Annotated in this window: 25 protein-coding genes; 13 read left to right on the forward strand and 12 right to left on the reverse strand. The window is 59.3% G+C overall.

Annotated features, from left to right (window positions below; translation table 11 throughout):
• Positions 1-68: 68 nt before the first annotated feature.
• From MGMAQ_RS20795 to MGMAQ_RS16090, 5 genes are read right to left on the reverse strand one after another with little or no spacing between them, the layout of a single operon-like run.
• Positions 69-635, reverse strand: coding sequence for a hypothetical protein (locus MGMAQ_RS20795; RefSeq protein WP_148560996.1), 567 nt, complete (start codon positions 633-635; stop codon positions 69-71).
• 24 nt (positions 636-659) lie between these two features.
• A complete protein-coding gene (locus MGMAQ_RS16075; RefSeq protein WP_046022351.1) occupies positions 660-1190 on the reverse strand; it encodes a hypothetical protein in 531 nt (176 codons plus the stop codon).
• Positions 1191-1200: 10 nt separating this feature from the next.
• Positions 1201-5544, reverse strand: coding sequence for an efflux RND transporter permease subunit (locus MGMAQ_RS16080; RefSeq protein ID WP_046022352.1), 4344 nt, complete (start codon positions 5542-5544; stop codon positions 1201-1203).
• Between the two features lie 45 nt (positions 5545-5589).
• Positions 5590-6723, reverse strand: coding sequence for an efflux RND transporter periplasmic adaptor subunit (locus MGMAQ_RS16085; protein WP_082085484.1), 1134 nt, complete (start codon positions 6721-6723; stop codon positions 5590-5592).
• Between the two features lie 11 nt (positions 6724-6734).
• Positions 6735-7130 carry a hypothetical protein gene (locus MGMAQ_RS16090; RefSeq protein ID WP_046022353.1) on the reverse strand — a complete coding sequence of 132 codons (396 nt, stop codon included), beginning with the start codon at positions 7128-7130 and terminating at the stop codon, positions 6735-6737.
• 300 nt (positions 7131-7430) lie between these two features.
• On the opposite strand from MGMAQ_RS16090, the gene MGMAQ_RS16095 reads away from it, so the two are divergent.
• A complete protein-coding gene (locus MGMAQ_RS16095) occupies positions 7431-8090 on the forward strand; it encodes a hypothetical protein (RefSeq protein ID WP_046022354.1) in 660 nt (219 codons plus the stop codon).
• Between the two features lie 112 nt (positions 8091-8202).
• On the opposite strand, the gene MGMAQ_RS16100 is transcribed toward MGMAQ_RS16095, so the two are convergent.
• The 3 genes from MGMAQ_RS16100 to MGMAQ_RS16110 form a co-directional block, all read right to left on the reverse strand.
• Complete coding sequence (locus tag MGMAQ_RS16100) at positions 8203-8649, reverse strand: hypothetical protein (RefSeq protein ID WP_046022355.1); 447 nt, start codon at positions 8647-8649, stop codon at positions 8203-8205.
• 163 nt (positions 8650-8812) lie between these two features.
• Positions 8813-12175, reverse strand: a complete 3363-nt coding sequence (locus MGMAQ_RS16105; RefSeq protein ID WP_046022356.1) for an efflux RND transporter permease subunit — start codon at positions 12173-12175, stop codon at positions 8813-8815.
• Positions 12172-13170 (reverse strand): efflux RND transporter periplasmic adaptor subunit, encoded by a 999-nt coding sequence (locus MGMAQ_RS16110; protein WP_052716471.1) that lies wholly within the window; start codon positions 13168-13170, stop codon positions 12172-12174. Before MGMAQ_RS16110 ends, MGMAQ_RS16105 begins: the two co-directional genes overlap by 4 nt.
• Positions 13171-13286: 116 nt before the next feature.
• On the opposite strand from MGMAQ_RS16110, the gene MGMAQ_RS16115 reads away from it, so the two are divergent.
• Complete coding sequence (locus MGMAQ_RS16115; RefSeq protein WP_371258363.1) at positions 13287-13601, forward strand: ArsR/SmtB family transcription factor; 315 nt, start codon at positions 13287-13289, stop codon at positions 13599-13601.
• 124 nt (positions 13602-13725) lie between these two features.
• On the opposite strand, the gene MGMAQ_RS16120 is transcribed toward MGMAQ_RS16115, so the two are convergent.
• Both MGMAQ_RS16120 and MGMAQ_RS19850 read right to left on the reverse strand, forming a co-directional pair.
• Positions 13726-14628 carry a DMT family transporter gene (locus tag MGMAQ_RS16120; protein ID WP_052716472.1) on the reverse strand — a complete coding sequence of 301 codons (903 nt, stop codon included), beginning with the start codon at positions 14626-14628 and terminating at the stop codon, positions 13726-13728.
• Positions 14629-14738: 110 nt separating this feature from the next.
• Positions 14739-15509: a metallophosphoesterase gene (locus MGMAQ_RS19850; protein WP_052716473.1), complete on the reverse strand. Its 771-nt coding sequence runs from the start codon at positions 15507-15509 to the stop codon at positions 14739-14741.
• Between the two features lie 94 nt (positions 15510-15603).
• On the opposite strand from MGMAQ_RS19850, the gene MGMAQ_RS16130 reads away from it, so the two are divergent.
• The 6 genes from MGMAQ_RS16130 (at position 15604) to rquA (ending at position 20214) form a co-directional block, all read left to right on the forward strand.
• A complete protein-coding gene (locus tag MGMAQ_RS16130) occupies positions 15604-15792 on the forward strand; it encodes a hypothetical protein (RefSeq protein ID WP_148560997.1) in 189 nt (62 codons plus the stop codon).
• 403 nt (positions 15793-16195) lie between these two features.
• Positions 16196-17944, forward strand: a complete 1749-nt coding sequence (frdA, locus tag MGMAQ_RS16135; protein WP_046022358.1) for a fumarate reductase (quinol) flavoprotein subunit — start codon at positions 16196-16198, stop codon at positions 17942-17944.
• On the forward strand, positions 17941-18714 hold the full coding sequence (locus tag MGMAQ_RS16140; protein WP_065814701.1) for a succinate dehydrogenase/fumarate reductase iron-sulfur subunit: 774 nt from the start codon (positions 17941-17943) through the stop codon (positions 18712-18714). Before frdA ends, MGMAQ_RS16140 begins: the two co-directional genes overlap by 4 nt.
• Complete coding sequence (locus tag MGMAQ_RS16145; protein ID WP_046022359.1) at positions 18711-19103, forward strand: hypothetical protein; 393 nt, start codon at positions 18711-18713, stop codon at positions 19101-19103. The genes MGMAQ_RS16140 and MGMAQ_RS16145 overlap by 4 nt, the downstream gene beginning before the upstream one ends.
• Position 19104: 1 nt before the next feature.
• Positions 19105-19452, forward strand: coding sequence for a fumarate reductase subunit FrdD (frdD, locus tag MGMAQ_RS16150; RefSeq protein WP_046022360.1), 348 nt, complete (start codon positions 19105-19107; stop codon positions 19450-19452).
• A 33-nt stretch (positions 19453-19485) separates the two neighbouring features.
• Entirely contained in the window at positions 19486-20214 is a 729-nt protein-coding gene (gene rquA, locus MGMAQ_RS16155; protein ID WP_046022361.1) for a rhodoquinone biosynthesis methyltransferase RquA, read from the forward strand.
• A 27-nt stretch (positions 20215-20241) separates the two neighbouring features.
• On the opposite strand, the gene ettA is transcribed toward rquA, so the two are convergent.
• On the reverse strand, positions 20242-21921 hold the full coding sequence (gene ettA / locus MGMAQ_RS16160; RefSeq protein WP_046022362.1) for an energy-dependent translational throttle protein EttA: 1680 nt from the start codon (positions 21919-21921) through the stop codon (positions 20242-20244).
• Between the two features lie 196 nt (positions 21922-22117).
• Here ettA and MGMAQ_RS16165 point away from each other — a divergent pair, with 196 nt between their 5' ends.
• Genes MGMAQ_RS16165 through MGMAQ_RS16175 form a run of 3 tightly spaced genes read left to right on the forward strand, consistent with a single transcriptional unit; the run spans position 22118 to position 23719 of the window.
• A complete protein-coding gene (locus MGMAQ_RS16165) occupies positions 22118-22933 on the forward strand; it encodes a sterol desaturase family protein (protein ID WP_052716475.1) in 816 nt (271 codons plus the stop codon).
• Between the two features lie 52 nt (positions 22934-22985).
• A complete protein-coding gene (locus MGMAQ_RS16170) occupies positions 22986-23249 on the forward strand; it encodes a hypothetical protein (RefSeq protein WP_046022363.1) in 264 nt (87 codons plus the stop codon).
• Between the two features lie 11 nt (positions 23250-23260).
• On the forward strand, positions 23261-23719 hold the full coding sequence (locus tag MGMAQ_RS16175) for a hypothetical protein (protein WP_052716476.1): 459 nt from the start codon (positions 23261-23263) through the stop codon (positions 23717-23719).
• Between the two features lie 138 nt (positions 23720-23857).
• On the opposite strand, the gene MGMAQ_RS16180 is transcribed toward MGMAQ_RS16175, so the two are convergent.
• Complete coding sequence (locus MGMAQ_RS16180) at positions 23858-24289, reverse strand: co-chaperone YbbN (RefSeq protein ID WP_046022364.1); 432 nt, start codon at positions 24287-24289, stop codon at positions 23858-23860.
• A gap of 100 nt (positions 24290-24389) precedes the next feature.
• Here MGMAQ_RS16180 and MGMAQ_RS16185 point away from each other — a divergent pair, with 100 nt between their 5' ends.
• Both MGMAQ_RS16185 and MGMAQ_RS16190 read left to right on the forward strand, forming a co-directional pair.
• Positions 24390-24701, forward strand: a complete 312-nt coding sequence (locus tag MGMAQ_RS16185; protein WP_046022365.1) for an antibiotic biosynthesis monooxygenase — start codon at positions 24390-24392, stop codon at positions 24699-24701.
• Positions 24698-25177: a class I SAM-dependent methyltransferase gene (locus tag MGMAQ_RS16190; RefSeq protein ID WP_046022366.1), complete on the forward strand. Its 480-nt coding sequence runs from the start codon at positions 24698-24700 to the stop codon at positions 25175-25177. Before MGMAQ_RS16185 ends, MGMAQ_RS16190 begins: the two co-directional genes overlap by 4 nt.
• Positions 25178-25182: the final 5 nt, after the last annotated feature.

The raw sequence follows: 25182 nt of genomic DNA on the forward strand, positions 1-25182 counted from the left end.
CTAAGGGACCATTACCTGCATTCGACTAGTTCCGTTCAACCTCGTTGGGTCGAGCGAAATTCTCTATATTACCAATTCGAGTACCCCGGCCAGACCTGACCAGCCCCGCCATTATACGGCCAAGCGCCAAAGCCAAGTCCTTGGCTACCACCGCCATAGGGGGAGAATTCATGAGGTCCGAAGTAATTATCAACCGTCGGGTTGTCCCAATATCGGCGCGCGGGCTGTTCATAGACATAGCCGCTTGAGGATGATCGAGGATCAGGCTGATAGCGGGGGTAGGCGGGAGCCTGTTGTTGCCCATAGCTGCCGGGACCAAAGCGCCGGTTATTCTGATCATCAAGCCGATCTTCAAGGTCGTCAGGCGGATACTCCAGACCCTGAGGTGCCACCGGATAGGCTGGCTGTTGGTGAAATCCACCTTGATGTTGCATCAATGGCGCTTTCGGCAGGTTCTCCATGTACGGCGTCTGGGACAGGGGGGCCGATGGCTGCTGCTGTTGATAGTTTTGCTGAGCGGGTGGCTGCTGCTGCCATCCCGGATTGCTTCTCCAGGGATTGTCACCAACCGCACCTCGCTCCGAAAGGAGGAGGATGGCGGCGGTCCCGAGAAGGCATACCGTGATGGTTTTCATGGAGTGGTTTAGGTCCTTGCCTGGTTAACGCGGATAGCCGTACGGCGCGCCATAGGGCGGCGGCGCATAGCCGTAGCCGGGCGCCGCATACCCATACCCATAGGGCTGTGGCCATGCCGGACGCCATATGGCCCGGGGTGGCGCTGCCGGAGCCGGCGCTTCGCTCGTGGTTGCCGGTTCCTTGGGCTGCGGTGCCATCGCTTCATATGGGGTGGCTGGCTGCCCAACGCTACCCTGCCAATAGGGTTGCTGCGGCATGGCCCCATAAGGCGCCGCATAGGATGTTGCCGGGGCGTTTGAAGTCGGCGCGGCAGGGGCCTGTTCCGGTTGCGCCGCAAACGAGGGCAGCGGCGCGGCAGGCGCGGTCGATGCCTTGGGCATTTCCGGCTGTCCTGGACGGGCCATCAGCACCGTGGAATGAAACAATCCCGGTGGTTCCGGCGGAACTTCCTTGGTCAAGTCAAGCCGGGCACCCGTCTGGGCAGCCTGCTGGGCCATGGCCGGAACAGCCAACATCAAACATGTCAGGGCAAGAAAGCTATGGATCACGCGCATGGTCGGGACCTCACGTCTGGTCGTCCGAAGATTCGTTTATGGATGTCTTCAATCGGATGCCTCGACGCTTGCGAGCCTTCGAGGCGGCCGATGAAGCCGGTTTGGTTGCCGCCTTGGCGGCAGATTTCGGGCCTGCCTTTGACGCTGTCGCGGCCTTGGGTTTCGCGGCTGGAGCCTTGGCCGTTTTTGGGGCCGCAGGCTTGGCGGTCGCGGTCTTCTTGGCAGCCGGTTTCTTAGCCACCGCCTTCTTGGCATCGGGTTTCTTCGCCGGAGCCTTCTTGGCGGCAGGCTTGGCAGCCGGAGCCTTCTTGGCGGCAGGCTTGGCAGCCGGAGCCTTTGTCACTGCTGATTTCTTGGCGGCGGGCTTGGCAGCCGGTGCACTCTTGGCCGCCGGTTCTTCTTCCGGTGTCTTGTCACTGGTCGCGGCAAGAACCGCGGCACCGGTGGCCGCCCCCATGGCGGCGGCGGCAACGACCTTCGTATCAGACGCCGTCCCGGCGGGTGCTTCCTTGGCTTTGGGAGCCTCCGGTTCGGCTTCGATAATCGTCGGCTTGACCGGTTCTGGTTTGGCGGCCTCTTTGACCGCCGGTTCCGGCGCGATGACTTCGGCTTTCGGGGCAGGTTTCGGGGCAGCTACCGACTTCGGTTCCGACTTAGCCTTCGGCTCCGGCTTGGGCTCGGGCGCCTTGTCCACCGGCGGTTTGGGTGGTACCGGCGGGGTCGGTGGGGTTGGCGGCGTGTAGGGCGGTGGTGTCGGCGGCGGAAGATCATCCACATCCGATCCCCGTCCAAACAGGTTGCGCACGAACCCAAAGACGGATTGAAGCCCCATCCAGACGAACATGGCCATGGCCCGAATGACATAGAACGCCATGATCAAGCCGGACCAGATCTTCATCCACAAGGGGGTCTTGAACTCGTCCTCGTCGTCATCCTGAGCACCGATACCCACGTCGCGGGATCCCTCGAGATGGGCGCCAGCGGCACAAGGAGAATGAATGTGGCCCTCTTCGGTTGGCACGCACATGGCCTTGCGGAAGCTGACGCAGCCCAGGGGAATCACCACCAGGGTCAATACCGTCGAGACCAGAACACCGGCCATCAATGAAATGGCCATGCCTTGGAAAATCGGGTCGTCGAGGATGACAAAGGAGCCGCCGACCAACGCGAAGGCGGTAATGATGATCGGTCGGGTACGGGTGCGGCAGGCGGAAATGACCGCGTCTTGCACATCCATGCCTCCGGCCACGGCATGCTTGGAGAAATCCACCAGCAAAATCGAGTTTCGCACAATGATACCAGCAAGGGCGATGAACCCGATCATGGATGTGGCCGTGAACTCGCCACCGCCGATCATGGCGCCGATGATCGCGTGACCGGGAATAATACCGATCAGGGTCAAGGGAATGGGAACCATGATGATGGCGGGCAGGGTGAAATTGCCGAATTCCCAAACCACCAGGATGTAGATCAGGATCATGGCGGCGCCAAAGGCGATCCCCATGTCGCGGAAGGTCTCGTAGGTCACCGTCCATTCGCCGGTCCATTCCATGGCCGACGCCTGACTGGAGGCAGGCGGCCCCATGTACTCGGTGGCCACGCGAACGCCGTCGGGGGACTCATACCCGTCGAGCAGGTCTTCCACTTCGAGGATGCCGTATATGGGCGCGCCCAGGCGTCCGGACACTTCACCGGTCACGTATTCAAGCGGACGGAGATCCTTGTGATAGACCGGATCGTCAATGGTAAAGGCTTCGAAACGGCCCAATTCTCCCAGCGGGATCATGTTGCCTTGCGCCGACGGCACCGGCAATTCGCCCAGATGCCCAAATTGGCTGCGGAAGGCCATCGGCATTTGCAGCACGATATAGCGCGGTTCAAGGGCATGGCCGACCTTCACGTCGCCCATCTTGAAACCGCCCATGGCCATTTCCAACTGCCGATTGATGTCTTCCACCGACACGCCCCGACGGGAAGCCTTCTCCCGTTCGACCACGAAGCGCCAGGTATCGTACTTGGACTGCAGGAAATTATCCACGTCGACCACGGACTCGGCTTTTTCAAACAGGCGCGTAATGTCCTTGGCCACTTGACGGCGGGTTTCCGGGTCGGGGCCATAAATCTCGGCGACCATGGTCTGCAATACCGGCGGTCCCGGAGGCATTTCAATGATCTCGATCTTGGCGCCCATTTCCTTGGCGATGGGAGTCAGCAGATCACGCGTATAGCCGGCCAATTGATGGCTGGTGCGGTCCCGGTCGGACTTGTGCACCAACTGCACTTGAATATCGCCCATCCACGGCATGCTGCGCATGTACGTATGGCGGACCAAACCATTGAAGTTAAATGGCGAGGCGGTGCCCGCGTAGGTCTGAACCGACGTTACCTCGGGGATCTTCAACAACTCGTCGGCCAACCGGCTGGCGACGTTGGCGGTGACCGGCAGGGCCGTCCCGTCCGGCATGTTGATGGAAACGTTGAACTCCGGCTTGTTGTCGTGTGGCAGCATCTTCACCGTCACGGCGGTGGTCGGGAACATATAGCAGCTGAGCAACAGAGCCCCAATCAGGAAGGCGGCAAAGGTCCAGCCCTTGACTTTGCTTTCCAGTAACGGGTTCAAAATATTGCTGAACAGCTTCCCCAGCTTCTCGTTCTGGGAATGCTCCTTTTGCTCCATCTTGTGCAGCTTGGCCATGCTCGGCCGAATACGCTGGGCCAGCCAGGGCGTAAAGATGAAGGCGGCGAACAGCGAAAACAGCATGGCTACCGAGCCCAAGGCCGGGATCGGTTCCATATAGGGACCCATCATGCCGGACACGAAGCCCATGGGCAGCAGTGCCGCAATCACCGTAAAGGTGGCAAGAATGGTCGGGTTGCCCACTTCGCGCACCGCGTCGATGGAGACGGACACATCAATCGTGCCCTCTTCCAGCCATCGCCGGTAAATGTTCTCGATCACCACAATGGCGTCATCCACCAAAATGCCGATGGAGAAGATCAACGCGAACAGGGACACGCGGTCGATGGTATAGCCCATCAACCAGGCGGCAAGCACGGTCACCAGAATCACCACCGGGATCACGATCAACACCACGATGGCGGCCCGCAGACCGAGCGCCAGGAAGATGAAGATGGTCACCACACCGGTGGCCACGAACAGCTTGAAGACCAGGTTGTTCACCTTGTCATTGGCGGTCTGGCCGTAGTTGCGGGTGACTTCCACATGAACATTGTCGGGAATCTGACTGCCCTTGAGCCGTTCCACATGTTCCAAGATTGCCGAGGCCACGGTCACGCCGTTGGTGTTCGGCTTCTTGGCCACGGCGATGGTCACCGCAGGCGCGCCCACGGGCGCCAGATCCTGTTCCGCCGCGCGCTGGCTATGCGCTTCCTCGTCGGCCAGATCGGTCTCGCCATCATCGCTCACGAAGACTTCGCCCCGGGGAATGCCATAGGCCGGGCCGGTATAGTATGAGACCACGCTCGTCGCGTCTTCGGTGGCTTCCGTCACGACGGCCACGTCGCGCACATAAACCGGGCTGCCATGGTGGACCCCCACCATCAGGCGCTCGATATCCTTGGCCCGGCGCAAGAAAGAACCGGTATAGAGGGTAAAGCTCGTTTCACCGATTTCCGCCGTGCCGACACCCCGCTCGGCATTGGCCGACGTCACGGTTTGCGCCAATTGATCCAGACCGATGCCAAAGCCGGACAGGCGCTCCGGATAGACCTCGACCTTGATGGCCTCGGAACGGCCGCCAACAATGAAGCTTTGCGAGGTATTGGGAACCTCTTTCAAGCGCTGCATCACATCTAGGCCGAGAAGCCGGAGAGCCGCCTCGTCCACTTCGTGGGACCACAGAGTCAGGGTCACCACCGGAACATCGTCAACGCCCTTTGGCTTGACCATGGGCTGAGAGACTCCGGGCGGGACCTTGTCCATGTTGGACATCAGCTTGTCCCAGAGCTTGATCAGCGAAGGCTCCATGGCCTCGCCGACCTCGAACTGGACCGTCACCATGCCGCCATCGCGCTTGGACATGGAATAGACGTGTTTGACCCCCGGGATTTCACTCATCAATCGCTCGAGAGGATCCGTGGCCAGACTGGCGACCTGTTCGGCGGACGCGCCTTGGTATTGGAAGAAAATATCGACCATGGGCACGGAGATTTGAGGATCTTCCTGCCGTGGCGTGGACATAAGGCCCAGGATACCCAGGGCTAAGCTGGTAAACAGGAACAACGGAGACAGAGGCGAGTTGATAAACGCCTTTGCCATGCTCCCGGCCAGACCGAGATGTGCCTCCGGCTTGCTCTTGCTGTCTTCGTTGGTGTTTTCGTTTTCCGCAGTCATCGTTCCCCCTTCCCTATTCTCCGATTTCGGAGCGGCGGCCTTGGCCTACCGTCCGCCCGAGACCAGATTGGCGGGAGGATCGACGATGACCTGCTCCCCGCCACTAAGGCCGGAGAGCACGGATACATTGCCGTTTCCGAGCGGATAGCCGACCCGCACAACGCGAAGCGATGGCTGACCGTCCTTGAGGACGAACACCGAGGGCAAACTGCCTCGCCATACGAGCGCGTTTTCGGGGATCGACGGTACCGCGCGCAATGGCACGGAACTGTCTGGAATGGTGACTTCCACATACATACCAGGTCCACCCGGCACGCCCTTGGGCAGGTCGAACTTGACCTTGACCGTGTGGCGTTGGCGATCGGCCATGGGGAAAATCTGAGCCACCTTGGCCTGAATTTTGGCGCCACCGATATCAAGCCGGGCCGGAACAAACATGCCTTTGGAAAGGCCGTTCACCAACCGCACCGGCACATCGGCGATGATGCGCAGAAAATCCGTATGGGCAAACTCGATCAGCGGCGTTCCCGGTTGCACCGTGTCACCGACTTCGGCCAGCTTCTCGACGATCACGCCATCAAAAGGCGCGGTCTGCCGGGCATCCTTCAATTTCGCATCAAGGGATTCAAGATTTGCCCGCGCCGTGGTGATGCTGTTGCGGGCCTGATTGACCCCGGCACCCTGAGCATAGAGATCGGCATGCCGTTCGAGGCCCGGATAGGTCCGGCCCATCATCTCGCCCATGGGTCGGGTGAACATCTGATCAAACATGTTGGGCATTCCCATGCCCGGCATGCCCGTCATGCTGTTCGTCCGCGGCGAGATCAATTCCCGGGAATACTGGACCTGCGCGTTGCGCAAGGCCGTCTCCGCGTTATAGATCTGCGCCTGGGCGGCTCGGCGTTGCGCCTGAATGTCGTCATCGTCAATGGCAACGACCACATCCCCCTTCTTGACGCTATCCCCTTCGGAGCCGGCGATGAATTCCACCCGCCCCGGGATCTGCGCTGTGAAGGTCGCTTCCTTGAAAGGAATCACCGTACCACCGACCGTCGCCGTTCCGCCCACTTGGACGGATTGAACGACCATCGTCTTAAAATCTTGCGCCTGCGCGCTGCCCGCCACGAAGGCGCCAAGCACCAACGCGGCGACCGCACTCTTCCAGCCCGAACCGTTCATTTTCTAAAACCTTAGACTTTCCCCATGACTTCGAAGCTCTTGATAAAGGGTCCGGCCATACGCGGATCCTTGACCATCGCTCCGTAGTCACCGACCACGAACTGAAGCTTACGAGAGGTATAGGCCATGCCGAGGCCCATCATGCCCGGAGGCTTCTTCATCCACTTTTCCCAGTCCTTGGCGGACGCGCGGATGTCCCAATTCAGCTCCTGTCCTTCGTAGGCACCCCCAGAGATCGCCTGGCCATTTTCGACCACCAGCACACCTCGAGGATTGTCCTCACCCACGTAACCATAACCAATTGCCGAGGCGAACCCGATCTTGGCCAGCGCGCTCGCCAAATCCGGCATCGCATTCCACTGGTCCTTAAAGGTGTCCATCCATTCGGCTGAAAAAACTTCAGACATGCAAAGCCCCCCGTCTTGTCTTGTGTCCCAGTTCCGGACAGGTCATCCGAAACATGTGCCTATGTTGATTCCCTTAATTCCGTCCCCGGTGCAACTGTTGTCGCTGTGTGGTTCGGGCCTTCCAAGCAGGGCGCGATCTTTTATTGACCGGGTGGGTCAAGGGATGGGCATCTTAGCACAAGACCCCGCACAATAAAGTGCTTTGTGCGACAATTTCGGGTCATGGATGAGCAAATGCCGACAATCGGCTGATTAGTTGCGCGATTCCGTCTCCGCGTGGTAGCCTGATGATAATCTAATATGAAAATTTCGGCGGATTCCAAAGAGAATCAACCCACTAAACAGGGTAACAGCCGGGAAAACAACGAGCGGGGAAACGCTGGAATGCTAGATACTGAAGGGGTCTGCGACGATCCCGAAGGCCGTTGCGACGACCATGCCTATCGTCTGGCGGTCTATCAGGCGGGACACGCGCTTGTGGCGCGTGCCTTGGGGCATCGAATCATGACCGTCCGGCTGCTGCCGCGACCGCCCATCACCATCACCGACAAGAGCTTTTTGCACAATAACTGGGATTCCTTCATGGATATGTTGGAAGCTCGGGTCATTGAGTTGTTTGGCGGGCAGATGGCGGAGCACATGATCTGCGGCTCCCATACCTGTTGCACCGGCGACATTTCGCGTATCGACGAGTTGACCCGGCTTCTGGCCGGTCTAAACGAAGATACTGATTATGAGGATGTTTTCTTCCATCTGGAAGAAGTCGCGCAGAATATTTTCACCGATTCGCGAACCATAGACGCGCTCCTGCCTTTGGCCGAATTCCTCTACGAAAAGGAGTTGGCCACGGAATACGAGATTCCGGGCGAGGAACTGGACGCGATCATCGACCAGTACGTCGACCCCATACCCCAGAACAACTCGCGATTCTCAAAGCTTTTTAAAATGATCAGTAAATAAAGCCGAATCGGGCGTTATCCCATTCAAACCTGAAGGGGGCTAAACGGTCATCTCATGAAGGGGACGACCTTCAGATTCGGGACACTAAAACCAGATTTTGGGAGTCGCTTCCCTAAAAGGGAAACATATTCCCCCACATGTAGGACATGGGCTGCGAGAACGCATGTGTGGCACGCCCCACATCCCGGCCCATATATCCAACGATTGAGGTCAAACCGGTCACCGCCGCCGACATGTTGTGAACGTTGGAGGTCATGGTCTTCACGTTGGTATTCAACTGACCGACGCTCGAATCCAAGTTGGCCACCGATTCGTTCATACCGCTAACCGATTCGTTCATGCGGACCAGGTTGTTATGCATACCCGCCATATCGGCCGCCATGCGTTCCTGGATCACCGTCATGCGGACCACCGAGGCATTCATTTCCAACATGACATCGGTCATGACGTAGACCTTCTGCGCCATGCCGTACATCACCCAGGTGAAAACGCTCATGACCACAACGATTCCCGCCGTGGTCAAAACGATAAAGCGTCCGCTTGTTTGTCGCCGGTACATGACTTCCCCCGTCGTCCCCGGTTCAAGCTCATTCTTGAACGTACTGTTAATTATCCGCCGGAGCCCTTTGGGGGCCCGGCGAATACCACTACCTTAGGCCTTTTCTCCGCCCTTGTTAAGCCAAAAAATTAGCACATGCTTATATACATTCACTTTCATGCACTTACCCATCCTTTTCGCCCTCTCCGAAGCCTCGCCCGTCATCCCGCAGCCAGACATATATGGCCGGAATCACCAAAAGGGTGAGTGCCGTCGAGGACATCAGGCCGAAAACCATGGAAATGGCCAACCCCTGGAAGATCGGATCGGCAAGAATGAACGCCGCGCCAATCATCGCCGCCAACGCGGTGAGGAAGATCGGCTTGAAGCGCGTGGCTCCGGCATCGATCAGGGCCTGACGCAAGGGAATCCCTGTTTCCCGTTGATGATTGATGAAATCCACCAAGAGAATCGAATTCCGCACGATAATGCCCGCCAAGGCGATGAAGCCGATCATGGAGGTGGCGGTAAAGGGCGCATTAAACAGCCAATGGCCGATCACAATGCCGATTAGCGTCAGGGGTACGGGCACCAAGATCACCAGCGGGACCTTGAACGAGCCGAACTGACCGACCACCAACAGGTAGATGGCCATGATGGCCACCGCGAAGGCGGCCCCCATATCGCGGAAGGTCACGTAGGTGATCTCCCATTCGCCGTCCCACAGCACGGAAACCTTGGATTCGTCCTCCGGCTGGCCGTGATAAAGAAATTCGGGCGGCCCCACCGATCCCCAATCCATGCTCGCCACCTGATCTTCCACGGCGAACATGCCGTAGACCGGGGCTTCGAATCGCCCGGCGGGCTCGCCCATGATCATTTCGGCAAAATGGCCGTCACGACGAAAGATCGGGAAAGAGGCCTGTTCACGCACGATTCGCACCACATCGCCCAGTTCGACGATTCGCCCTCCATCGCCCGCCGGACCCGGTGCAGGCAGCGGCGTGGCCAGCAGGCGCTCTGATGGGTAGAGATCGCTTTTCGGCAGCCGCACGGCAATTTCGATGGGATCGGCTCCCCGTCCCCGCTGGGAATGACCGACCGTGACCCCGCCCAACAGCACCTGTAGCGAATCGTACACCGCCTGTTCCGAAACGCCATGGAATTCCAGGGCTTCCTGATCGATGACAAACCGCAAACGCTCGGTGGGTGCCCCAAAGGAATCGTCCACATCGACGACAAAATCCACCGCTTCATAGGCCTGGCGGATCTTTGCCGCCGCCGCCCGGCGCGATTCGGCGTCGGGCCCATAGACCTCGGCCAGCAAGGTGGAGAGCACCGGCGGTCCCGGCGGCACTTCGACCACTTTTACCGAGGTCCCTTCGGGCACCTCCAGGTCCGCCAGCTTTTGCCGCACGTCCAAGGCAATGTCGTGGCTGGTCCGGTCGCGGTGATGCTTGGCCGTCAGATTGACCTGCAAATCCCCCAGTTCCGGCTTTTCACGCAAATAGTAATGCCGCACCAGGCCATTGAAGTTGAACGGCGCCGAGGTGCCCGCATAGGCCTGGATCGATACCAGCTCCGGCAGGTCACGGATGCGCTCGGCAGCCGCCTTCAGCACCCTTTCGGTATCTTCCAGCGCACTGCCTTCGGGCAGATCCACCACGATCTGGAACTCCGACTTGTTGTCGAACGGCAGCAGCTTGACCGTCACGTCCTTGGTGGCGAATAGCACCATGACACCGATGGTCGCCACGGAGGTCACGGCCAGCAGCAGCTTGGATCGTCCCCGTCCTTCCAGCACCGGACGGGCCACCCGGCGGTAAAAGGCACCGAGCTTGCCTTCGTGTTCCAGATGATCATAGGACGTTGAATCGGGTTCGAAGATGTCGAACTCCTCGCGCAGGCGGTCATCTACCTCTTTCTCCGAGCAACGCAAAATCGGCGAGAGCAGCTTGCACATGGAGGCGCGGAAGCGGCCTTTGCCCTGGGTCGTCTTGCCGGAAACCTTCATCAAAAGCCACGGCGTCACAATCACCGCGATGAAGAAGGAAAACAGCATGGCCGCCGAGGCGTTGGCCGGAATGGGGCTCATATAGGGCCCCATCAGACCGGAGACGAACATCATCGGCAGCAGGGCCGCGACGATGGTCAAGGTGGCGATGATGGTCGGATTGCCCACCTCGGCCACGCCTTCCACGGCGATCTGAATGGGAGTCTTGGTCTTGTCGCCTTTTTTCATGTGGCAGTGACGGACAATGTTCTCCACCACCACGATGGCGTCATCGACCAGGATACCGATGGAGAAGATCAAGGCGAACAGGCTCACCCGGTTGATTGTGAAGCCCATCAGGTGCGCCGCGAACAGGGTCAGCAAAATGGTGGTGGGGATCACCACCATCACCACCAGACCTTCCCGCCAGCCGATGGTCAGGGTGATCAGAATGACGATGGACACCGTGGCCAGGGCCAGATGGAACAGCAACTCGTCGGCCTTTTCCAGGGCCGTTTCGCCATAGTTCCGCGTAACCTCCACGGAGACTCCGGGCGGGATCAGGCGACCCTTGACGGACTCCAGGCGTTCTTCGAGCTTTTGGGCCACGGTTACCGCATTGGCCCCAGCCCGCTTGGCCAAAGCAATGGACACGGCGGGAACCGGACCACCGGTCTCGGACTTGCCGATCTGCCAGACCCGGTGTTCGCCGGGCTCTGCGCCGACCACCACATTGGCCACGTCCTTCACATAAACCGGACGGCCATCGCGGCTGGTGATCAGCAACTGGCCAATATCGCCGACCCCTTGCAGGGTCTGGCCGGCCACGGCGGGAACGGAATGCCCGCCACTGCGCAGGGTACCCACCTGGAACGACCGATTGGCGTTGCGGATTTTATCGACCACCTGGTTGAGGGTCAGCCCATGGCGGGACAACAACTCTGGATCAGGCTCGACGCGAATCTGGTTGGCCCGACCACCGACGATCAGGGTCAGCCCCACGTCCGGCACCTTGACCAATTCCGGCAGCAGTTCCTCGGCCAGATTATAAAGTGCGTTGTCGTCCCAACGATCGGCCACCTTGGCCTCCGGCGACAGGGTGAAGACGACGATGGGCACGTCGTTGACCCCGCGACCGACGATCAATGGCATGGGAATCCCATAGGGAATGGTATCCAGATGAGCCTGGATGGTTTCGTGGATACGCACGATTGCCACATCCTCGTCAGTGCCCACGTCGAAACGGGCCGAGACCATGACGAAATCGTCCATGCTCTCGGAATAGACATGCTCCACGTTGTCGATGCCGTTGACGATGTCTTCCAACGGCTTGGTCACCAGTTCGACCACGTCCACCGCCTTCAGGCCGTCCACGTTGACGATGATATCAACCACCGGCACGGAGATCTGCGGCTCTTCCTCGCGCGGCAGCACCGCCAGGGCGATCAGGCCCACGGCAATGGAGGCCAGCAGCAACAGCGGCGTCAACGGCGAGGTGATGAAGGCCCGGGTGATATTCCCGGAGATGCCCAGCTTCGGCTCCTGGTCGCTCATGGCAGTTTCACCACGTCGCCGTCGCGCAGGCCGGACAGGATCTCGATTCCCCCGGTCACCGGACGCCCCCGTTCGACGACCACTTCGGTCCCATCGGTCAGGGTGACGAACGTCAGGCCGAAGCGGTCATGCAGCGCTGCCTCGGGCACCACGAAGACTTCCCTTGCGCCGGTTTCCACATAGACCAAGGTCCGCTCGCCGACCAGATAGCCTTCCAAGCCATCGGCCTCCACATCGGCCACGACCCGGCCCTGTTCCATGCGCGGATAGACCTGAACCACCTGGCCTTGGCGTAAATGCTCGTTGGATGCCGCCTGCACGCCACGCGGCCCGACCAATACCATATCGCCTTCCTTCAAGAAGCGGGCGTGGCGTTCGGGCAGGCTCATGCGCAGGAAATAGGCCTCGGCGGCAATGGTGGCGATGACCTCGCCGGGCAGCACCACCGCCCCGGTGGTGGCCTTGACCTCCAACACCCGACCGGAGCCCGGCGCCAGAACGGCGCCCTCGCGGGCCTGTTGCTCGATCACCTGACGTTCGGCCTGCAAGGAGGCCAGATTGCGATCCACGACCCGAAGCGCCGTTTCAGCCGCATCCAATTTGGCCTGAGCAATGGTGCCGGAGCGTTTTAGCTCGCGTGCCCTGTTCAGGTCCGTGTCGGCCTTTTTGCGTTCCGCCACCAAGGACTGCACCTTGGCCTGGATGGCCTGGATCTGGAGCGCCAGTTTGGCGTCACCGACAACGGCGATCTCCTGATCCGCCTCGACCATCGAGCCTTCATCCACCGACAATGCGGCAAGGGTGCCACCGATACGGGCCCGGGCAAGCAGCAAATCAGCGCTTTCCACCGTGGCGAAAACCGCTTTGCGATCTTCGATCATTTGCTTTTTGACAGTGAATTCACCCGCCGATGCGCCCATTTCGGCACCCATCAGGCCCAGAGCCAGAGCAAAGACGCCCCCGAGGGAAGAAAAAATTACATTGTTTTTCAGCATAATAGCATCTCCTGGACCGCTCACGGTCGAATTCCTCAACGAAACTTGCTGACAGATATGGGTGTTTTTCTTATATTAGCAAGATCAAATATAAAAATAACGGAGTCGCGGTGATCATGATGGACGTTGACGTATTGGAGCGCAATGTTCGCGAAGCGTCTGGTTTGCTCAAGTGTTTGAGCAACGACCGGCGGCTGATGATCGTGTGCGAATTGAGCAGCGGCGAGAAGTCCGTGGGGGCGCTGGAAGAGCGCGTGGGCCTGACTCAATCGGCCCTATCCCAGCATTTGGCCCGGTTGCGAAAGGACGGCATCGTCCGCACCCGTCGCGATTCCCAACGCATATACTACTCACTGGTCGATGCCAACGTCACCCGCATGCTGGAAACCCTGGCCGAACTGTATTGCCCGACGGGTTCCGAAGAGGCGTAGACGCTCCGGGCGGGCTGGGAGCCCTGATCCCCGGTCCAGGCAGGGCACTTTTCCACATTGACCGGTTTGATGGACAGTTCGGCCTTGGAATGCAGGCGGATTTCAATGCTGTGCTTCATGCCCGTCACTCTGTCATTGGCGCCACGCGTCGTTCCCGCTCCAGAATATACAAGCCCGACACCGCCACAAGGGCCACTCCGATCCACACCAACGGGTCTGGCACTTCCTGCCAGAACCACCAGCCGAACAGGGTTGCCCAAGCCAGAGCCGTGTAATCCATTGGCGCCAGCAGCGAGGCCTCGGCGATGCGGAAGGCCTGGGTCATGGCCAGCGCCGCGCAACCGCCAACCACGCCCATGATCATATAGAGCCCCATATCCGCGCCGTCGGGCATGCCTTGCCAGACGAATGGCAGGGCGATCAATCCGCCCAGTCCGGCCACCAGGCTGGCCCACAGGGTCATGGCCATGGCGGAGGACCCCACAGCATAGACCCGCGCGGTCACCATGGTGGCGGCATAAAAGAAGGCAGCCGCCAGGACCAACAACGATCCCGGCGCCAAAATGCCGCCGGAAGGCTGGGTGATCACTGCCACGCCGACGGCCCCGATGCCGATGGCCACCCAGCGGCGCGGACCAACCTTTTCGCCCAGCAACAGGATCGACAGGCCGGTCACGAACAAGGGCGCGGCAAATACCAGGGCGATCCCTTCCGCCAGAGGCACCAAGACGATGCCGGTGAAGAAGGTGACTTGAGCCAACAAGATCAAGAGGCCGCGAATCAGGTGCGGCTTGAAGGACGGCCCGGGATGCAAGGCCTTCAGCCGCTGCCCTTTCGGGTTCAAGAGCAACGTCGCGGCCAGAATGGGCAGGATACCGAACATCGCCCGCATGACCATGGTCAGCGGCACCGGATGAGTCTCGCCCATCCATTTGACAATGGCGTCCATGACGGAAAAACCAAATACCGCGAACAGCATAAAGGCGATTCCGGCGGCAGGTCGATGCTGGCGGCCGGTGTCGACCATGGGGCGGGTTCCGTTCTGGGTAATGAAAGGCCTTTGGCGGGTCGATCGACCCGCCGGGTCGGGTCGGCGATGCCAGGCTTGGTGTAGAATTCAAGATCTGGCGTGACGCTTCAGCCGCCGACCGCGTTGAGCCGGGTTTCGAACCGCCGCCTCTCCGGGATCCAGCGGTGCAACTGGAACAAAGGTCGGTCTTCCCACCCGGCCGGATACTCGCCAAGGCGGTTATCCGGCGGCAAGGACGGCGTGACCGATGCGGAACAGGTGGCCAGGTCCACAGCATAGGGCCGGTGCATATGGCCGCAGAACAAGTGCACGACCTGTTTATGTTCCGCGATCAACCGCAGGAACGCGTCTGCCAACACGGGATCGTCGAACTGAAACGGATACTTGGACGTGGTGACCTCGAACGGGGGATGGTGCATGAACAGCGCAGTGGGCCTATCAGGCTGTTCCTTGAGCAGTTCCTCCAAAAGGCACAGCCGGACCGAACAGGTGGTCCCAATGCGGCTTTCCCGGTTCTGGGTGTCCATGGCGATCAGTCGCACAGGGAAGCCTTCCACGCTGTAAATCAGGAACCCCTCGACCATTTTTGCCTGACCAAGACCCTCGAGCCCTTCTACCAGGTTGGCGCCGCGATCACGGTTGCCCAGGGCGAAATGCACCGGAATATCGAGGTCACTCATCATGGACCTGGCGGCCTGGTATTCTTCCGGTTTGCCGTCTTGGGTCACGTCGCCGGTATGCAAGATCAGGTCGGGCTTTTCATCGATCTCGCCCATATGGGCAACAAAAGCCTCCAACGCCGCAACGCGCCCAAGGGTTCGAGACTCGTCCCCTTCGGGTTGGATCAAATGGGTATCGGAGATTTGAGCGATCAGCATCGGGTTCCAAACATTTCTTTTTTGGGCCAGAGGCCGCAAAGCATTTTCCTGCGCCGGGACCATCGCTATATACACAGGATCGCGACGGGAGGAAATGATGCCGTATGTTGAAGTCAGAGATGCCACCGGGACCCTGATCCATACCTATGAGATGGTGGTCGGTGAATATGGCACGCTGGTTACGGACGAGGATCTGTTCGAAGTGGCGAAACAGAACGTCATCGAGGATGAACTGGTGAGTCCGGATCAGGCTGACAAGCTGTCGTTTCGGGTGACCGGATAGTCCGATGAGGGGCGGTGAGCGGTTCGGGAGACTCGCTTATCCACCGACGGCGCAACGATCCCGCGGCCAAAAGGCCCAGGAAGGGAACCTATCCGTGGTAACGCGGAGCAAGCTCCCTCGACAGGTCCTCCGCCCCCGCCTTGCGCGCCAAAAGTGAATTTTGATCATTTGGTCCAATTTCATGACCCCTTATGGATTTGAATGGAAACCAGACCTGCCGATCCCTTTGCGTTCATACAAATAACCGGGAGTTGATGAAATCCCCATTTCCTCGATTTTCTCCTTCCAATCCGTAAGGTGATGGAGAACAATACCAAGGGGCAGATGTCTGATTTTCACCGAGAGATTTGGGTCTGGTCATGGCGGCACGGACAAGCCGACCGAACAAGGGGGGCGTATCAACGTGGAAATTATTGAGACGGATATTGCCATCATCGGGGCCGGAGCGGCGGGCATTAGCGCCGCCATTGCCATTGCCGAAATCGATCCGAACGTAAAAATTTCTTTGATATCAAAAGTATACCCGATGCGCAGCCACACCTGTGCCGCCGAAGGGGGGGCCGCGGGCGTCGCCAAACCCGAAGACAGCCTGGATAAGCATTTCGACGATACGGTTGCCGGCGGGGATTGGCTTTGCGATCAGGATGCCGTCGAATGGTTCGTCGAACAGGCGCCGAAGGAACTGGCTCGGATCGAGCGCTGGGGATGCCCCTGGAGTCGCGACAAGGATGGCAACGTCGCGGTGCGACCGTTTGGTGGCATGAAGGTCGAACGGACTTGGTATGCCGCGGACAAAACCGGCTTCCACATATTGCATACCTTGTTTCAGACGTCCCTCCAATATCCATCCATCCAGCGTTTTGACGAGTACTACTCAACGGATCTGATTGCCGATGATGGCCGCTGCCAAGGGGTAACGGCGATCGATATGCGCAGTGGCCAGTTGAAGGCCTTCGCGGCGAAAAGCGTTATTATCGCCACCGGCGGCGCCGGACGGGTATTTCCGTTCACCACCAACGGGGCAATCAAAACCGGTGACGGCATGGCCATGGCCTATCGGGCCGGGGTCCCGCTCAAGGACATGGAGTTCGTTCAATACCATCCAACGGGCCTGCCGGGCACCGGGATCCTGATGACGGAAGGGTGCCGAGGCGAAGGCGGCATTCTGGTCAACAAGGACGGCTATCGGTACCTACAGGATTACGGCATGGGGCCGCCCGACCCCTGGCCGCGCAAGAAGGCCATGGAATTGGGACCGCGCGATATTCTGTCCCAGGCATTTTGGCATGAGCAGCAAAAAGGCCGCACCATTCAGACGCCCCATGGGGATGTCGTTCATCTGGACATGCGTCACCTGGGCGAGGCCTTGATCGATGAGCGCCTGCCGTTCGTTCGCGATCTGGCGCGCAGCTATATGGGCGTCGACATGGTCCATGATCCGGTGCCGGTCCGTCCCGTGGTCCACTACACCATGGGGGGCATCGATACTGATCGCTCGGCCCGGACTCCTTTGGACGGCTTGTTCGCCGCCGGTGAATGTGCCTGTGTCAGCATCAATGGCTCCAATCGGCTGGGCTCCAATTCCTTGACGGAATGCTTGGTCTTTGGGCGGGAAGCCGGCAAGCACGCGGCGGAGCAAGTGGCCAAGACCGCGTCGCCGAATGCCGCGCTAGTGAAAGAAAAGCGGGATCAATCCCAAGCGGCATTGGCCGAGCTGTTCATGCGAACGAATACCGGTGAAAGCGTTTCTGGATTGCGCCGGGAAATGAACGATACCATGGAAAGCGGCGCGGGGATCTACCGCAGCGCCGATTCCCTGAGCGAGACCTGTAAGACCGTTGCCCAGCTTCGCGACCGCTTCAACGCGATCTCGCTCGAAGACAAGAGCAACGTTTACAACACCGACCTGATCCAGGCCCTGGAATTGAAGTCGATGATCGAAGTTGCCGAAACCATGGCGCACTCGGCCCTTCAAAGACGTGAATCACGCGGCTCGCATCAACGTCTCGACGTCACGGAACGAGACGACAAGAACTTCCTCAAACACACACTGGTACAATACCAAGGCGCCGACGCTCCCAGCATTGATTACCGGGATGTGGTCATTACCAAATCACAGCCAGGACAACGGGTCTATGGAGGTGAAAAGTGAGCGAGCGGCAGATCACGCTGGAAGTCTTGCGCTATCGGCCGGAAAGCGATTCCGAACCGGTGTTCCAATCCTACAGCGTTCCTTGCCAAGAGGAATGGGTGGTGCTGGATGCGCTCAACTACGTCAAGGACCATCTCGACCGCACCTTGAGCTATCGATGGTCCTGCCACATGGCGGTCTGCGGGAGCTGCGCCATGGTCATCAATGACGAGCCCATGTTGTCGTGCAAGGCGTTTCTGCGCGATTTGCCGGATCATATCCGGGTGGAGCCGCTTCACAACTTCCCGATCGAACGGGATTTGATGATCTCGCTCGACGATTTCATGGCCAAGCTCAAAAGCGTCAAGCCCTACCTGGTCCCCAAACAACCCGTGACCGAACCAGATGGCACCTACAAGCAATCCTCGGCGCAGTTAAACAAGTTCAAGTCCTTCGCCATGTGCATCAACTGTATGGCTTGTTATTCCGTCTGCCCACAGTATGCGCTGAACGAAGGATTTGCCGGACCGGCGGCGCTGGCCCTGGCACACCGCTACAACGCGGATAGCCGGGATGAGGGGCGCTCTGTCCGCGAGGATGTGGTGGCCAGCAACACCGGCATCTGGGAATGCACATTCGTCGGCGCCTGTTCCGAGGTATGTCCGAAACACGTCGATCCTGCCGCCGCCATCCAGCAGACCAAGATCGCCAGCACCGTCGATTACTTCAAGTATTTGCTGTTGCCCGGCAAAGGCCGGGTGGGCAAACAAGGGACGGGAAACGGGAAATGAGCAATCAACCTTATATCCGGCCAATACCGTCGTCATGGTGGATGCGCCAAGGGCGCTATGTGCGCTACATGATCCGCGAGGCGACCTGCTTGTTCATCGGGCTGCAGGCATTTGTCCTGATCGTCGGCATCTATCGATTGTCCCAGGGCCCCGAAGCCTACGACGCCTATCTGGCCGCTCTCTGGAGCCCCATGGGCCTGCTCATGTGTCTGGCAATTTTGGTGGCGGCGGTGATCCACTCGATCACCTGGTTCAATCTGACCCCCAAAGCCATGCCGCTTTGGATCGGTGACAAGCAAGCGCCGGGATGGATCATCGTCGGCGCCCATTACGGCGGGTGGTTCGTGGTCTCGGTGGCCTTTTTATTGCTGGCGGGGGGGATTTTCTGAAATGGCCCGTTCAAACAAACCCATTGTCTGGGGAATGTTCGCCGCTGGCGGAACCGCAAGTGCCTTTCTGGTGCCTGTCGTGATGGTGGTATTAGGCTTCGCCGTCCCCTTGGGCCTGTTGCCCGCGGAGGCGCTTTCCTTTGACCGCGTTTACGCCATTGTCGCCCATCCGCTGGGCCGTTTGGTGATGATGGGCTTTATTACGGTTTGTCTCTGGCATGCCGCGCACCGAACAAGGACAACGGTACACGATTTGGGCATTCACAATGATCGCGCAACGATGACGGTCTGTTACGGCGTTGCCGGGCTGGGAACCGTCCTGACCGCAGTTTTTCTAATTCTCTTGTAATCCCCCCCGCACAGGTTCCGTAAAGGTATTGCAATGGACCAAATCGTCATCGACCCGGAATCCGGTACCCCTCCTGCTGTCTCCCCTCCATCCATCCCCAAATACCTGATCGATACCTATGATTGGGCTTATCTAAACCCGACCGGCGTTCGCCTGTTGGACCGAGATATCATGGTTCGGACGATCCTGTGGGGAAATGCCAATCGACTCATGCAGGCGGCATTCAAGGAATTCAAACCGGGGGAAAAGGTTCTTCAGGCGGCTCAGGTCTACGGTCAGTTCTCTGCCAATTTGGCCCGTCACATCGGCCCCGAAGGCCAGTTGGATGTGGTTGATATCGTTCCGCTGCAAGTCAAAAATTGTGGTGAACGCCTCAAAGACTTCCCCTGGGCCCGGGCTCGTCTGGCCGATGCCGCCGAGCCGGGCGGGGGACCCTATGACGCCATTTGTTGCTATTTTTTACTGCATGAAATGCCGCACCAAAAGAAGGTCGATGTTGTTCGGGGATTGTTGGAGAGTGTGCGCCCGGGGGGCAGGGTCTGCTTTGTCGATTACCACAAGCCCGCGCGCTGTCATCCCTTGAGAGGTCTCATGGGCCTGATCTGGCGCAAACTTGAACCCTATGCCATCGAGCTGACGGAAACAGACATCAAGACATTGGCGGGCGATTTCGAGAGGGTCTCATGGTCGAAGGAAACTTTTTTTGGCGGATTGTACCAAAAAGTCGTGGCGACGCGTTCTGCGGGTCAATCCGTGGCGTAGCAGACCGCCTCGCGACACGCGCGAGCGCTACCGCGTCAACGGCTTGTATTTGATCCGATGGGGCTCGATGGCGTCGTCGCCCAGGCGGCGTTTTTTGTCTTCCTCATAGGCGTCGAAGTTGCCCTCGAACCATTCGGCATGGCTGTCGCCCTCGAAGGACAGAATATGGGTGGCGATGCGGTCGAGGAACCAGCGGTCATGGCTGATGACCACGGCGCAGCCGGCGAATTCCAATAGGGCGTCTTCCAGGGCTCGCAGGGTTTCCACGTCCAGATCGTTGGTGGGCTCATCGAGCAGCAGCACGTTGGCGCCGGAGCGCAGCATCTTGGCCAGATGCACCCGATTCCGTTCACCGCCGGAGAGTTGACCGACCTTCTTTTGCTGGTCGGCACCCTTGAAGTTGAACTGCGACACATAGGCCCGGGATTGCATGCTGCGCTTGCCCAATTCGATCTCGTCCAGGCCGTCGGTGATTTCCTGCCACACGGTGGCGTCGGCCTTCAAGGCGTCGCGGGATTGATCCACATAACCCATGACCACGGTCTCGCCGATTTTCAGGCTGCCCGAATCAGGCTGTTCCTGTCCGGTGAGCATCTTGAACAAGGTGGTCTTGCCGGCGCCGTTGGGGCCGATGACCCCGACGATACCGCCTGGCGGCAGGCGGAAGGCCATGTCTTCGAACAGCAGCCGATCACTGAAGCCCTTGGTCAGGCCTTCGGCCTCGATTACCAGGTTGCCCAGGCGCGGACCGGGCGGAATGACGATCTGGGCATGGCTGATCTTGTCGCCCACGTCCTGATTGAGCAGATCCTCATAGGCGGCAATCCGCGCCTTGCTCTTGGCCTGACGGGCCTTGGCACCCTGGCGGATCCATTCCAGTTCATGGGACAGGGTACGCTGCCGGGCGGATTCTTCTTTCTCCTCTTGTTGCAGGCGCTTTTCTTTCTGCTCCAGCCAGGCCGAATAGTTGCCCTCGTAGGGAATGCCCCGGCCGCGATCCATTTCCAAAATCCATCCGGCCACGTTGTCGAGGAAGTAGCGATCATGGGTGATGGCCACCACGGTGCCTTCGTACTGATGCAGATGCTTTTCCAGCCAGCCGACGGATTCCGCGTCCAGGTGGTTGGTGGGCTCATCGAGCAAGAGCAAATCGGGCTTGGACAGCAACAACTTGGCCAGAGCCACCCGGCGCTTTTCACCGCCCGAAAGGACGGACACATCGGCATCGCCGGGCGGGCAGCGCAAGGCGTCCATGGCAATCTCGACCGTCCGGTCCAATTCCCAGCCATCGGCGGCGTCGATCTTTTCCTGCAAGTCACCTTGTTCGGTCAGCAGGTTGGTCATCTCGTCGTCTTCCATGGGCTCGGCGAAAGCCATGGAAATCTCGTTGTAGCGGTCCACCCATTGCTTAACCTCGCCCAGACCGGCGGTGACGTTGCCTTGCACATCCAGGTCCGGGTTCAATTCCGGCTCCTGTGCCAGGTAGCCCACTGTCGCCCCATCGGCGACCCAGGCCTCGCCGCCATAATCCTGGTCCAGTCCGGCCATGATCTTCAGCACCGTCGACTTGCCGGCGCCATTGACACCCAGCACGCCGATCTTGGCACCTGGCAAAAATGACAAGGTGAGCCCCTTGAGGATCTCCCGCCCGCCGGGAAAGATCTTGGAGAGGTTCTTCATCACATAGATGTACTGATAAGCCGCCATGGGGAGTCCTCGGAACGCGGATGGGAAATTGCTGTGCGCTTTGTACGGCAGCGGGACCGGAAGGGCAAGCGTAGGGGGAAGACCACCCGCCGGGCCCCCTCAACGGACCGGTCGGGTTTAGGGTTCTCTAATACGGTCCCTTCGCATAAGATCAGCGGCGGATTCGGATATTGGCGGGAAAACAACGGCTAACGCTATGGAATTGGACCTGGATGGCGGGCGCTTGCTGATTTTCCTTGGCGGGTTGTCGCTGTTTCTCATCTTGGAAACCCTCCTGCCCGCTCGCTCATGGCAGGACAGCCGCCTCAAGCGCATCTTCTTTCACGCCTCGGTCGCGGCCTTCAACACCGTTCTCGTGCGTGTGCTGATCTACGTGCCATTTCTGCTGTGGATCGTTTACGTGGAACAGCAAGGCTGGGGCCTTTCTCGTTGGCTGGGGCTGGATGGCTGGCTGGAGATCGTGCTCTCGCTCATCATGCTCGACCTGTTCGACTATTTCTGGCATCGCGCCAACCATCGCCTTCCCTTTCTCTGGCGGTTCCATAAGGCGCACCACGCGGATAACGAGATGGATGTTTCCACCGCCCTGCGCTTTCATCCGGGAGAGCTGTTCCTGTCCTCCCTCGCCAAGGCGTCGTGGGTGCTGATCTGGGGGCCGACGGCCATTGCCTGGTTCGTGTTCGAAGGGTTGATCAGTCTCTGCGCCCAGTTCCACCACAGCAATATCGATCTGCCCGATTCCGTCGAGCGGATTCTCGCCCGCGTCATCGTCACGCCCCGTTTTCATACCTCTCACCATGTGGTGGAGCGGGCCCATGGCGATGCCAATTTCTCGACCATCTTCAGTTTCTGGGATCCCCTGTTCCGAAGCTACAACCAGGTCACCCCGGGTCCGAACGGCAAGCTGGCGGCGGATGCCATCGGGCTGCCCGAAGCCCGGGACCTGACGCTTTCGTACCGGGCCTGGTTCTCGGAACCTTTCATGCGTCGGAACACCGGCTTGCCTGAGTAGGCCGCTAGTGATAATGCGATACACAACCAATCAACCCGGAGGAAAATGAACCATGAAAAAATTTCTGACCCTGTCTTTGCTGTCTTTGGTACTCGTGCCGTTCGTTGCCAATGCCGCCGAGCATGGGGGCACCCCCATGACCAAGAAAGCCACCGCCAGCGAGCATGCGGGTGAAGCGGCGAAGAAGAAGGCCGACGAAGCCTCCGAGCATGCGGGCGAAGCGGCGAAGAGCAAGGCCTCCGAAGCCTCCGAGCACGCGGGCGAAGCGGTGAAGAAGAAGAAGGTCGATGAACATGCGGGCACCCCGGTGAAATAGGACTGGGCGCCATGTCGCGATGCATTGGAATTCTTTTGACTCTGGCCTGGCTGTCCGGCGCCTTTGCCTTGGCGACCGGACCGGCCATCGCGGACGAGGAGAAAAACACGTACTACGCCGAAGACATCAAGGCATCGATGAAGAAACACATCCAAGCCAAGGTAGATGACGACGGCGTATTCCATATGCTCGATGATAAAACCGGGGAAACGCTGGCGTTGAAGTTCGTCCAGATCCATGACCCGGTGAGACAGATCGGTACTGATATCTATTTTGCCTGCACCGATTTCCACGTGGTAGGCGAACCGGACAAGCTCTACGATCTCGATTTCTGGATGAATGACAAGACCGGAGAATTGAAGGTCTTCCAATCCAAGGTCCATAAGGAGCCTCGGAAGTCGTGGCTTTATGGGTGGTACAAGCAGCCGCGCTATACCTTCGTCAATGACGAGATCGAGTACTTGTACTGATCATGACATCCGCCCCTCGTTGCGCAAGGCCCCGCCAAACGGTGGGGCCTTTTTGCTTAATGCGGACAATGGAACGAAAGGCTCTCCCGCTTTCCGCCTCAACCCTTGTCAGGAACGACGATTGCCGCCCATTGGGGGCTATAAATGGCCCTCCACCCAAGCCAGCAAATGGTTCAGGCTCATGGCCCCCGCTTCCCGAGCGATTTCTTTTCCGTCCTTGAAAAGCACCATGGTGGGCAGGCCGCGGATGCCATGGCGCCCGGCCAGGGCCTGTTCCTCGTCGGTATCCACCTTGGCCAGGCGGACCCGGGGCTCCAGGTGCCCGGCGGCCTGGGCAAACAGGGGCTCCATGCGGATACAAGGAGCGCACCAATCGGCGAAGAAATCCACCAGCACCGGCAGGTCACAAGCCTCGATATGGGCGTCGAAGGAATCGCCGGTGAGAAGAATGGGCTTGCCAGGAAACAGCGGCTTGTCACAGGCGGCGCAGACATTGCCCTTGGCCGGTTTATGGTGCAGTTGAGTGGTCTCCCCGCAATGGGGGCAAACGATGCGATGATGGTCGGACATGGGTGCCTCTGGTTCCTTTTTTCGCCGATGGTGCTTATATGTGTCCCAACGGCGCCCGGTAAAGGGCCATCCTGATTCACCTAGGCACGGAGATCCAACCATGTATATCGCCATGAACCGCTTCCGAATCGCCCTCGGGCGCGGCGCCGACTTTGAAAAGGTCTGGGCCGAACGGGACAGTCATCTGAAAGAGGTGCCCGGATTCGTCGAGTTCAACCTGCTCAAGGGCCCGGAAGCCGAGGATCATGTGCTTTATGCCTCCCATACCATCTGGGACTCCTATCAGGCGTTCGAAGACTGGACCAAGTCGGAAGCCTTCCGTCAGGCCCATGCGGGCGCTGGAGGCAATCGCGATCTTTATTTGGGGCCGCCGCAGTTCGAGGGTTTCGAGTCGGTGCAGAAGGTGAAATGAGCCGCCTGGACAGCTTCATCCGCCGCATGACGGCCCAGCGCGACTGCCTGAACCGGGCGGCGGCGCTGATCGCCGACATCCCCGGGCCGGTACTGGAACTGGGCCTGGGCAATGGTCGCACTTATGATCATCTGCGGACTTTGTTTCCCGAGCGGGAGGTTTTCGTGTTTGAGATCAAGGTGGCGGCACATCCGGACTGCATCCCCGACGCCGATCACCTGCTGTTGGGGGATTTCCGCGACACTGTCCCGAGAGCGATCCTCCCCTCTCCGGCTGCCTTGGTTCATGCGGACGTGGGATCGGGGCGCCCGAAGGAAGACGGGGAACTGGCCCGCTTTCTCGGCGAACACCTGCAACCGTTGCTGCGACCCGACGGCCTGATTGTCTGTGATCAGGATCTGGCGCCGCAGGGATGGCGGAAACAACCACTACCCCAGGGCATCGCCCCCGACCGCTATCATATTTACCAACGCTAGGAGAC

The sequence above is a fragment of the Magnetospira sp. QH-2 genome, from assembly GCF_000968135.1.
Lineage (GTDB): Bacteria > Pseudomonadota > Alphaproteobacteria > Rhodospirillales > Magnetospiraceae > Magnetospira.